This window comes from Roseomonas sp. KE0001, assembly GCF_016107285.1.
Taxonomy (GTDB): domain Bacteria; phylum Pseudomonadota; class Alphaproteobacteria; order Acetobacterales; family Acetobacteraceae; genus Pseudoroseomonas.
On the sequence record NZ_RCVQ01000016.1, the window covers coordinates 12697 to 24558 of the forward strand.

The 11862-nt window shown below is 58.7% G+C and carries 8 protein-coding genes and 1 pseudogene; 2 read left to right on the forward strand and 7 right to left on the reverse strand.

Annotated elements, in window-relative coordinates; all coding sequences use genetic code 11:
* Positions 1-132 precede the first annotated feature (132 nt).
* Together D9598_RS19670 and D9598_RS19675 are read left to right on the forward strand one after the other, a co-directional pair.
* Complete coding sequence (locus D9598_RS19670; protein ID WP_198368194.1) at positions 133-960, forward strand: hypothetical protein; 828 nt, start codon at positions 133-135, stop codon at positions 958-960.
* Positions 961-1026: 66 nt separating this feature from the next.
* Positions 1027-3333, forward strand: a complete 2307-nt coding sequence (locus tag D9598_RS19675) for a tetratricopeptide repeat protein (RefSeq protein ID WP_198368195.1) — start codon at positions 1027-1029, stop codon at positions 3331-3333.
* Positions 3334-3709: 376 nt separating this feature from the next.
* Here D9598_RS19675 and D9598_RS19680 read toward each other — a convergent pair whose 3' ends face one another.
* From D9598_RS19680 to D9598_RS19710, 7 genes and pseudogenes are all read right to left on the reverse strand, one after another.
* Entirely contained in the window at positions 3710-4057 is a 348-nt protein-coding gene (locus D9598_RS19680; RefSeq protein WP_198368196.1) for a hypothetical protein, read from the reverse strand.
* 288 nt (positions 4058-4345) lie between these two features.
* A complete protein-coding gene (locus D9598_RS21285) occupies positions 4346-4492 on the reverse strand; it encodes a hypothetical protein (protein ID WP_232477467.1) in 147 nt (48 codons plus the stop codon).
* A 1377-nt stretch (positions 4493-5869) separates the two neighbouring features.
* A pseudogene (locus tag D9598_RS21290) lies at positions 5870-6271 on the reverse strand (transposase); the annotation flags it as partial.
* Between the two features lie 161 nt (positions 6272-6432).
* The gene (locus tag D9598_RS19695; protein ID WP_198368198.1) at positions 6433-6720 is read right to left on the reverse strand and encodes a hypothetical protein; all 288 of its coding nucleotides are present in this window, start codon (positions 6718-6720) and stop codon (positions 6433-6435) included.
* 298 nt (positions 6721-7018) lie between these two features.
* A complete protein-coding gene (locus tag D9598_RS19700) occupies positions 7019-7744 on the reverse strand; it encodes a hypothetical protein (protein ID WP_198368199.1) in 726 nt (241 codons plus the stop codon).
* A 395-nt stretch (positions 7745-8139) separates the two neighbouring features.
* Positions 8140-8994 (reverse strand): FkbM family methyltransferase, encoded by an 855-nt coding sequence (locus D9598_RS19705; RefSeq protein WP_198368200.1) that lies wholly within the window; start codon positions 8992-8994, stop codon positions 8140-8142.
* A gap of 307 nt (positions 8995-9301) precedes the next feature.
* Entirely contained in the window at positions 9302-11860 is a 2559-nt protein-coding gene (locus D9598_RS19710) for a glycosyltransferase (RefSeq protein ID WP_198368201.1), read from the reverse strand.
* Positions 11861-11862 lie beyond the last annotated feature (2 nt).

Here is an 11862-nt window from a genome sequence, read left to right on the forward strand (position 1 = left end):
AATATAAGGGAATTATGAGTAAATAATATAAGTTCTATTTGGCTCAAATAGTAGTATAATTTTATATGAAAAAATTGCGGCCTATTTGTAATCTGATAATAATTCCAAATTATTTCACAATGAGGATCGGGCTTGAGATTATTTGTCTTCGATACTTCTTTGGTCTGTCAGGCGCTTGGCATTGGCGAAAACGGCCTTATGGTTCTGACCAAACGCTTAGGATTGAGTGATATGGAGAAGGTGGACTACTGGTGCAGTGAGTTGGTGAGGCAGGTAGGGTGCGAATGCGACTATACCTTGCCGAGCCAGGAGCATGGTTCAGACCACGCCCAGCTCCCCAATGTGAACATTGAGGAAGGAAACCGACTTATCCTTGGCAACAACGTTCAGATCTCGGGAAAATCTCGGATCGACATCAAGGGTAAGCGAAATATCGTCATCATTTGTAACGACGTGAGGCTGAGCGATAGCACTATCTTGGTGCAGCGCGATGCTAACATCGTCGTCATCGGCAATCGGGTCCTGTTGCGGCACGTGGGCCTGAAGATCTCAGGCGGCAAATCTGCTTTCATGATGGGGCGGAATGCCACATGGGTCGGTGGTTCGGGCCTGTGTGAAGCGCCTGAAAGAAATGTCATCGTGGGCAATGACTGCATGTTCGCGCAGTCTGTGGTGCTGCGGACTGATGATGGCCATGGCATCTTCAGCAGGACTACAGGCGAGCAGGTCAACGGGCCCGCTTCGGTAGCAGTGCACGAGCATGTCTGGCTAGGAAACGCTGTTCGCGTCAACAAAGGCGCCGTTATCCATCGCGGCTCGGTACTCGCTGCTGGCTCCGTGGTGTCAGGCACGGTCGAGCCGCATTGTGTCTATGGCGGCGTCCCTGCGCATAAAATTCGGGAAGACGTCACCTGGTCGCGGACAATGCAGTTTGAGGATATTCCTGAATTGTATCGGTAAGCCTGCATGACCTGTCGTATGAGGATTGATTAAGAGTATTTGTGGCGGCGGCAGGCGCACAAGCTTGTGCTGGCTGAACACCGGGCCTGCAGAGATGGGAAAATTGAATTGCTGGACGAATATGAACTAGCCGATCTTTGGCGGGCCGCTCGGGCAGAACCCCGGAACATTCAGCTCGTCCTGCGGCTTGGTCAGGCGCTGCGTGCCAGTGGAGATCTGGAGGGCGCGGAAGCGGTGTTCAGCGATGCTCTGCAGGCTGGCGCAGCAGCCAACCCTCTCATCATGCGCCGGATGGCGGAGCTTCGGGCGCAGCGCGGCGATCCGTCCGGGGCTGCGGAGTGGGCTGACAAGGTTCTGACCGCTATGCCGGATGACCAAGACGTCTGGCTCTGGCGCTCCGCCTTGTACTTCGACGCAGGCTTGCTGGACGAGGCTGAAGGCTTGATTCGGCGTGCGCTGGTGCAATCACCGGGCGACATCCGTTGCCTGCGGCGCCTTGCCAGTATCGCCACCAAACGTGGTGATCTCGCCGGCGCAGAAAATGCGATCCGTGAAGCTCTCGCAGAGCACCCGTCGGAAGCTGTGCTTCATGGGCACCTGTCGCAGATCCTGGCCTTGCAACTGAACTTCGAGGAAGCCATCGCGTCGGCGCGTCACGCCAGTTCGCTGTCGCCGAACGAGAGCGTTTACCTGCTCCAGATGGCTGAGCTGGGGCTGCGCGGCCGGCGGTACGACAATGCATTAGCCTGGGCGGGCGAGGCAGCTGCGAAGCAACCCAACGACCCGCGCGCAAGCGAAGTACTGGCGCGGGTGTATCTGGCCATGGGTGATCTCAATGCTGCCGAATCTTCAGCCCTGTCCGTCCTGTCCCTTGCTCCGCAATCACTGAATGCGCTGCTCTGCCTGAGTGATATTGCCATTCGCCGTGGCGATGCGCAGGACGCGCGGCAGTGGGCGGAGGAGGCGGTGGAGGCAAATCCTGACGTGGCCAGGGGTTATCTTCAGCTCAGTGATATTGCGCTGTCGCAGGGTGAGTTTGCTTCGGCTGAAGATGCGGCTCGCCGCGCGCTTGTCGCAACTTCCGTCCGCGGCCTGACTTTGCGGCGCCTGAGCCAGGTTTCCTTGCGGAAGGGTGATCTTGCCGCCGCTCGCTCCCTGGCTGAGGATGCGGTCTCCGCAAGCCCATTGGATGCTTGGGCTTATCGGCAGCTATCCACCGTGCATGAGGCCAAAGGTGACCTCGCGGCCGCGGAGGCTGCTCTCCGGACCGGCCTGGACAAGCTTCCGAACAATTCCACTCTCCTGCGGAGGCTTGGTGCTCTGGCGCAGGTGCGCCGGCATCTGGCCGCAGCGAAGGACTGGACACAGCAGGCCATCCTTGCATGCCCCTATGACGCCTGGGCACACGACCAGTTGGCGGCCATTTGCCTGGAGGAGGGAGACCTGCCACTCGCTCGGCAAGCCGCTGAGAAAGCTGCTGCCCTGCAGCCTACCAATGCCACCTTGAAGCGGCGCCTGAGTACTGTGCTGAATCGCCTCGGAGAAAGAGAGGCTGCGCTCTCTCTGGCCAGGGAAGCGGTGGAGTTGTCACCGCAGGATGCGAACAGCCATTATCATTTGGTTGGGCTGCTGAGTTCAGCGGGGCTGCTGGAAGCGGCAGAGGAGGCGTGCTTGCGTGGTCTGGAGACCGCGCCTGATCACGCAAACCTTTCGATCAAGCGCAGCGAGATCGCCGCGCGCCGGCACAAGATGAAGCTTGCCCTGGAGTTGGCGCATGCTGTTGTCACGAAGCATTCAGCGAATGTCGCGGCATGGAATCATCTTGCCGGCCTCTTCCTAAAACTCGAGGACCCCGAGCAGGCTGAGGCCATCATAGCGCAGGCGCTGAAGGTGGCGCCTGGAAATGCCGTGCTGCTGCGTCGCAAGAGTGACATCCTGCGGCTCCAAGGCTCAGCCAAGCTAGCGGAGGATACTCTCCGGCACGCGGTGGGCCTGAATGCCAATGATGCCTGGTCGCATCATCACCTTGCCAAGATTTTGCTGTGGCGCAAGGACTTCGCTGCCGCCGAGGAGGCTGAGAGGAAAGCCTTGAAGCTGCTGCCAGGGCACCCGGTGCTGTTGCAGCAGATGACCAGAATTGCGCGGCAGCAGGGGAATCTCGCCGCGGCCCGAGAATGGGCCGAAAAGGCCGTATCTGCCTCGCCGGCGGATGCCATGGCCTGGTATACACTCGCACGTATTCGTGTTCAGCTCGGACTGCCTGAACAGGCGCTGGAGCCTGCTCGAGAAGCACTCCGCCTGGAGCCTGATAATAACACGTTCATGCGGAGCTTTCAGGAAGTCGTGCATAAGTGCCAGACTCCATCTGAATAGGTTCTTGGCATGATGGCGGGCAGGATTGGCTACCTGCCACCTCATTGCTTAATACATATCGATATTCCATTAGATGAACTGCAGGATTCCTGGTGAGCGGCAGTTCAACGCAGTGACCGGAGTGGGCTTAATGAACCTCGGAACAGCAAGGAGCGCACGCACTGCAGTTTCGGGACCGTATGGGGTATATGCCGAGCTTCGCTTCATTGCGACGCTCCCTCCGGCCGATAGGCTGGGATGGCATGACCCTTCTCCGGAAACACTGCGTTGCCTCCTTTCGCTGATCCGCAAGCTTGCTGCGCTGCGAGACGTGGTTGGCATGCGCCATTTGCTGACCCTGCTCGGCTGGCCAAAGCCTCAGGAGTTGAGCGGGCCTTCAGCGAAGCTTCTGCTGCAACTCGCGGGCGGCCTGTTTTCTGAGCAGAGTTACGACGACGGTGTGAAGCTTTGCCACCTGCTCCGCCAGCATCCGGCAACAGCCAATGAGGCGGCTCTGCTGCTGGCATGGAGTGGGCATGGTTCGGCCCTGGGCCCGGATGCGGCGCGGCCAGGAAGCCGTGCGCTGCAACTTATCCAAGCCCAGTTCCTGGCTGCTGCCGGCCAAACCGGAGCAGCCGAAGCATTGTTGGCGGATGGTGTGGCGGAGGCGCATCTGGCGCTTGCCGCCTATCATAAGCAGCCGTTGGACCGGCTGGCCTGCTTGGATGCTTATCTGCAGCAGCAATCGCTGCCATCATTGTCCATACGTCGCCGCGGGCAGTTCACAGGCATAGCCGATCTGGATTTCATCCCTCGCTATCGGCACGGGGCTGGTATTCCGGTTTGCATTGTCGCGGCCCCACAAGGTGATTCGAACGTCACTGCCGCGATGATCCGCTCCATTCAGGCCCAGACACATACGAACTGGCGGCTTCTTATCGCCAGTCATGGTGCTCTGGACCCAGGTACACAGGCAGCAGTCGCCGCTGCCCAGTCCGATCCGCGCATCATCGTCCACAACCTGCCAGAACTGTCACGCAGTCAGGCGCTGGCGGCACTGTTGGGTGAGGCAAAGGAGGATTTCGTCCTCCTGACTGGCGGCGAGGCCGTGTATTTCGAGACGTTCCTGCAAAGTCTTTGCAACCGGCTTGATCTGGAGCGCAACGAGATAGCGGCCCATGGGATGCAACTCCTGTGTGAGGACGAGCATCTGACGTTCCGCGCCAGTCCCTTGTACGGATTCCGGGCACCATCCGAGACGGCCCTGCTGATGCGGCATGGGATATCCGAGCTGGAAGCTTTGCCAGAGAATGGCGACGCGATCATGCCGGATATGACAACCCGCATACGTGTCCGCCAGGGCGGCAATGGCCTGGGGGAGGCACGCGCAGCTTTGGCATTGACCCTGCGGCAGGATGCTCCACCGATCTATGGATCGGGCCATCTACCGAAGCGCTTGGGCCCAGAAGGGCCGCGGACACCTGTCGATGTACGTGGCACCTGCCGCATTGTGCATGCGATCAACCTGGCGGAAGACAGTATCCTGAGTTTTGCCGCCTTGAATCATATCAGCATTGAGCGGCGGCTCGGTTTTTCCAGCAATCTGCTTCCTGGAACCCAATCCGGCCTGTCCTGGCAGGGGCGCAGGATGCAGGCGATATGCCCGGGTATTTCCCCCGGCGACGTGGTTGAGGGGCATGATCTTGCGCTGATCTATGGCGCGTCCATGCTACGTGAGGTGCTAGCGCACAGCGCCTCCCGCCCCCTGGCGAGGCGGCAGTTTGTTCTAGCCCGTGACGGCGCTGACCGCGAAGAGATTCGTCGGCTGCTGTCGGAAGGCCATGCCGCCCTTGAGGTGGCGCAGGTCAAGCATGTTCCTTTTGCACCGGATGTGGGTGCCGAGATATGGGATGTGCCGCTGGCCGAAACCATTTTCGACGCGGATAACGAGGCGTTTCGGAAGCAGAATCGCCTGCGTGCCATCGGTGTCAGCTTTTTCCGGCGGAGCTTTACGCAAGCGGACGCTGAGCGTCTGGGGGAGCTTGTTGCCCGGCTTTCCGTGCCGGTAGTTCTTCTTGTTGAGGAGGATGACGCCGCGCAGGCGGCAGGCCTCCCGGTGACTTTGCAGGTCATCAATCGAAAGCGGAATTTCTGGAACGATTTCTTTGCTTTCGTCTCCTTCCTCCTGTGCGATGAGGAGGACCTGATGAATTTGAGAGTAACGGGCCCCTTCGGACAAGCCGCGATGCGCCGATGCCCGACCATTGTGCTGGCGAGCAGCGGAGAGATACCGAAGCCGCTGACCTGTTTCCGAGAGGAGAGCGCCCTCGTCGCATGGATTGAGCAGCTGGCCACCAACCCTGCCGCTTTCTGCAAGGCAAGGATGGAAGCGTTGCAGCATTTCCGTTCGGCAGCAGGAGAGGAAGCCTATTCTGAACGCCTGCTCCATTTGTTGCGGACCGTGCCGCCCGAGGTCGAGGCTCTCTAGATGTTTAGTTCTAAGGTTGTTCTGTTTAAACCTTTCCGGCTGGGATCTGAGGATCATAAGGTTATGTGTGAGGACGCGCAGGATAAGCTCGCGCCGCTGAGCCTGATGGCCGCGCGCCCTCAGCGCTGAGCCGAGGCGGCGCTTGTGCTGGCTGAAGCCGTTCTCGATGTGCCAGCGCTGGTGATAAAGAACGCGGGGAAAGTGCTTGTGCAGGGCACGTCTGTAGGGCGTCTTCGGCCAGCGCCGCCCGGTGTTGCGTCGGTTCAGGGCAATGATGCTGCGCCCGATGCCGAGTTCGTCGCGGCAGAGGCGATGATTGTGCTCGGCGTCGTAACCAGAATCGGCCAGAACTGCGCTCAGATCCATGAGCGCAGTGGCTTGGCGCATGGCGGGCGCGAAGTCGGGCGAGTCCTGACTGGGACCGATGCCGGTGACCGCGCCGATGATCAGATGAGAGTGGATGTGGAGCACCGGGGTGAGCTTGGGCTAGGTTCGCTGCCGATGGCCAGAACCGCTTCCGCGCCGTCTGCCGAAGTGCTCACTCACATGCCGTGTTTCCAGTCCGGTCGCGTCCACCGCGGCAACAGGCGAGGCATCGATCAGACTGACAGACTTGGCCCGCTCCACGACGGTCAGCTGGGCGCGGTGGAAAGCCCCCCTTTTTCCGCTTCCGGGAGGAGACGGCGTGCCGCATAGGCCAGGGTGGAATAGTGCGGCACCTTCCTGAGGCCCAGGGCCTTTCGTATCTCCTGCCACTCGGCCACCAGAGTTACCAGCCCGCGATAGTCGGTCTGCAGGAACTGGCGCAGCACCAGGAGCGCGAAGAGCTGGGCTTGGGTGAAGTCGTGGCGAGAAGTCCGGCTGCCATAGGCCGGAAAGCTTCGTCGCCCGACGGCCAGGGCCTCACGTGCGACCCACACCACCGATTTTGTCATCCCGCGCATCGATGACCTCGCACCGAAACCTCATATGCCTACCCAGCACTCCACCCGCCCAGAAGGTTTCAACAGAGCAACCTTGGGACTAAACATCTAGGACATCGGCGCTCGGTCCGTCATCTGGCCACTCTCGATCGGATTTGTTGGGGCCTACCAGGATTGCTGTGGCCTCGAAGAACTCAGGCACAGGCGCAGGATTGGATCACCGCCACCATCCGCCACGAAAAAGCCGCCCAATCCGCTTCAACACCCGCCGTGTTATAAGCCGCAAATGAAGAGGCTACGGACGTGCAGGCGTAAAATATTTCTTGAATGCTTCCGACTCAACGACACGCGTCGCAGCACCTGACAGATCACTACGATGGCTGAGCCAAGCAGCAGATGCTAGGGCTTCAGCAACCATGCCGTAAGGGATATGCTTGACATTCCCATAGCGATCACGCTCCTTCAGAATGCGTGTAGAACCGCTTGGATCAGCAGATCCGTCTTCCTGAACCCTTCCTTCCAGCCAGATGGCACCTCGTGTAAGAGCTGCTACAACACGCGCCCGCCTGACAGGATCACGAACAACCGCGGCGTATCGCGCTCCAAAGACAATGCTAGCCGCTTGGTAGCCCAAGTCATAGCTGCCTTTCTCTGGAAAGATGCCTTCAGAAGTTTCTGCGGCCAGAGCCTGATCCGCGAATTCGGTACTACGCGCTTCCAGACTGTCATCGTTCGCAATCTGTGCTCCGTAGGCGAGAGCCGCCGCCATAGACCACATGCGATGCGTGAACCTGGCATTATTGACCATCTCCGGCGAAACTTCAGGACGCTGCATTCCGAGCCAACGCGCCGCCCGCACCACATCATCCGCAAATGCAAGAGCGCGGTCAGGGCTCCCCAGAGCGTAGTCGACTAAGACAGAGCGGCCGGCAGCCTCCGTGAATAAAGTGGTTGAATGGATAGGCTCCCGCCCTTGTGGAAATCCGCCTTGCGGCGTCTGCAACTCGATACCCCATTGCACAGCACGCCATCCACGCTGCACCCAATCAGGGCGCTGCCTCAATAGGCCGGCGACAATCCAATCGGCGCCGCCCCTCTGATCTTCCACAAGTGGTGCCGGCCGGCGTCCAGCCTCATAATCCCGGTTAACCCCCATCGCTCCGCTGGGGATAATGCCGCCGTTCGGGCGTGGCCCCGAAGCTGCCATAACCAGAGGGTCCTGTAACAAAGCAACAAGACCTCGCGAATTCTGCGTGGAGAGCGCCGTGGCAGTTGCGACGCGCGGAGCAGACTGAGAGGGCATCTGCGCAGCAGAAGCGCCCCCTATGCTGAGGGTGAGACACAGCGCCAGCGCGCCCACAAAGCGGGCACCCATTCTCCGCTGACCTCCGGACTTTGCCACCTGAGCCAAAAGCCTTACCTGCCCATACCTGCATTCATGGCGAAACGGCTCACCGCTTCAGATGAAGTGACAAGCAGATCGCCGTGACGGATATCGAGATCCCTGCTTTGAGAGACAGGGCTGAATCCGCCATCCTGCCCAACCAGAAAAACGCTACCGATTTCGAGGAGTTGCTCGAGAAAGGCCTCAGGTTGGAGCCCAGCGAGTTGCAACTGGTTGGGATCAAATTCTACCAGAAGAGTGAATGGACGGGAGGCTAAAGCACCACGCGCCCCGGCCACGACATGCGGTTCGTGCCCCTCGATATCAATTTTCATGGCCAAAGGTCCAGGGGGCGCGGCAATCTTAACTAGATAGTCATCAACAGAAACCTTCTCGATCTGCTGCAGCTTGTAGTGCTGCTCTCCCTCGCCCTTATAACGGGCGTCAGGCATCTTGTAGTCAAGCGATGAAGTTCCGGACCATTTCATGTCTAGGAATAGCGTACCCTGCCCTGTTGTATCCGAGACGGCCAATGCTTCCACCCGGATCTGGGAGCCATTTATATGCTCACGCGCCGACTCTTTGAGGAGTTCTGCAAGGGCAATGTTGGGCTCGAACATGATAACGACAGTGTCCGGCCTAAAGAGAAGGGGGAAAATCATTTCCCCATGATTGGCGCCCACATCCAAGACCACCGCAGGCTGCATCAGCGCGATCACCTGTTCCCAGGCGTGCAGTACATGGGGCTGCGTCACGCCTCCCTTCTCGATCAGGCGGTCGGCGCGATTGTCGGAAGACAGCAAGTGAAGTGAGCCAACCTTCAGGTAGAAACTTATGCTGCTTCCATCCGCAGAAACCTGCGCAATCCGGGACTTTCCATGGTTCACAGCCCTCTCCTCCTTCAGCCTTGCCTTCGCAGGCGCTTAGCGGCCTGGTTCCTTGGTAACCAGGTACAGACATGTCTGGCTCACATAGATCCCTTATCACAAGGCAGGCAGAGATGCTTCTATGTCGCGCGGAGGCGGAGTATAAGAACTCAAATCAGACTTATTGTGTAAGGAAAAGAAGAACCACAAAGCACTGAACGGCCAAGCAGCAAGTAACAATCGAAACGTTTCTGCAGGCTCCTCGGCGCCAGCAGGCGGGCGTCAGTCTTTCCTGCCACGCCATATGGCCGCCTGCTCAGCTATTTTCTTAATCCTCTTCGCCAGAAAGAATGCGCTTGTAAAGATCCAAAGCCTTCTTGTTCTGACGTGCGATATTAAATTCCAGCTCAACATGCGACCGCCCCTGGCGCCCAAATAGCGGACCCAGATGCGGGTTGTCATAAAGGTGGACAATGTAGCGCCCTAAAATCTCAGCATTCCGTTCAGGCGCAAGGAAGCCTGTGTATCCATCTACCACAGCTTCCGGAATTCCGCTGTGAAACGTGGAAAGAATAGGCAGGCCGGAGGCCATGGCCTCCATGGTCACGGTCGGTATTCCTTCCTGATCGCCATCATCACCCGTGACGCTCGGGGCCAGCAGTGCATGGCTGGCGGCCATGATGCTGGTGACCACGGCGTGCGGTTGAGCACCTAGCAACCGGACCTTGCCGGCCAAGCCCAACTCCTCGACCAGCAGCCTCAACTTCTCCATCTCGGCGCCTTCGCCAACTACGCTATACTCCACGTCCAGGCCCGGCCGCTGCTCCAGGGCATTCGCCACACCGCGTATGCCCCATTCAAAGCCCTTCTTCTCAACCAACCGGCCAACAGACACGATGCGGAGCGGCTCACCAGCGCTCCGGTATCGATTTGCAAACGAGAATTTGCTGCAATCGATGCCGACGCGGTGTACCTGAACATCTTTCTTCTCAAACCCCATCTCCAACATGCGTTCGCGGAAGAAGTTGCTGATCGGAAGCGCCTTCGTCAGACGGGTTTTGTAGTCATCGTAGAGACCAAGTCCAAACTTCTTGACATGCGCCGACATATCAATGCCGTGGTATGAACATACGACAGGCGGGGAAAAGGCGCCCAGATCTATGTAGCGGAATATCAGGCGTGGCCGGTGACCAAAATGGCAATGCACGATATCCACGTCCGCAGCATGGCGGCGGATCTGCTCAACAGCATACATCTCCGAGAACCGCTCGCCGGCCGCCCCCAGCTCAGCGATTCCTTGGTCCAACACATCTGCAGAGGAGTGTTGTGCCAGCTCGGACCTGGTCATCTCCCTGTGCAGCTTGCTCCGAGCATCTTTCATAGGTTGAGTAAGAGCACGAATGGTCCTGTCCTGCGCTTCCGGCGGGCGGACACAGAAGGTGCGTTCATGCAAGGCATAGCGCATGTAGTCGGTCGGCGCCTGTTCCGGGCGCCCCACCATCGTATGCAGCACCCGGACATCCTGCCCAAGGTCCAGTAGGCCTGTCACATGGTTCAGAACGAAAGTCTCGGACAGCTTCGGGAACTCTCCCGCCACGATCAGTATCTTGAGTGGGCGGCTGTCGCGTGGGGCCACTCGGGTCCGGAGAACCTGATGCACCTTATCGCGCTTGATACTGGCATGATAAACTTTGCGAAGCTGCTCCGTAAGGGCAGGGACGCGCCGCTTCTTTGCTTCTCGGACATCGTTGTAGAACGAGAGATAGCGCTCTCCCACCACTTCCGGGAGGTAAGCCTTGGCAGCTTCGATGCAGGCGGCGCTCATACGTGGCAACGCCGCCGGCTCTAACTCCAAAATCTGCTGGATAATGTTCGAAAGTTGACCGGGGCTATCGGGATCAAAGATCCAGCCAGTTTCCCCATTTTCGACAATGTCAGGAATGCCGCCGCGATCTGTCCCGATAACAGGCACCCCATGTGCCATTGCCTCGATCACCACCCGGCCGAACGGTTCATGCCAGATCGAAGGCGCAACCAGCACGTCGATCATCTTGAACAGCTCGGGCGGATTCAAGAAGCCGAGATACTTAGCATCATGACTCTGCCCAAGTTCGGTCACCCGGTTAGTAATATGCGGGTCCTGCAGGTCCCCCGCCATTACCAGGCTCACTTCGGACGGATCAAGTTTTTCAAAGGCATCGATGATTAGATTGATGCCTTTACTGGCATGGAGGCGCCCCAGGAAGCCGACGCGCAACTTGGCGCCCGGCTGCCTTGGATGTGCAGGCTGGACGACCTCTAGCGGCCGGTAGGAATTCGGGATGACCTGCTTGTGGAGTGCCTGATTGAAGAATCCATATTCAAGATGGCGGCGCAGCGTGAAACGGCTCAGGCCTACAACTCCATCGACCCAGCGTGATGCCTCGCGCGCATCGATAGAGACACGGCTGCAATCCGCGCATTGTGCGCCACAATCGCGCACGCCATCGAACATGTTCCTTTCGCACAGCAACTTATACTCGCGCAGGGTGTGCACCATTGGGATGCCGAGGCGCCCCAGTTCACGCCACGCCTGCGGTGCGCGATGGAAAACATTTGTATGAATGATATCAGGCTTTTCCATGAGCGCGAGGCTCATCAGCATATCTGCATGGGTGGGCAGCCGCGAAACTCGCCCCAGCATGATCGTCTTGACGCCGTTCACTTCACGTACGGAATGGATACCGCTATCCAGCATGCCACGCGTGTAGGCCCTGCGCCCCATGAAGGCGAAGGTAACGTCATGGTTCTGTCTGGCAAAATATTCGCCAATAGACTGCACTGACCTTTCTGCGCCGCCGGGGCCGCCGAAGAGGGCATGCTCTTGGTTGATCAACAGGATCTTCATCA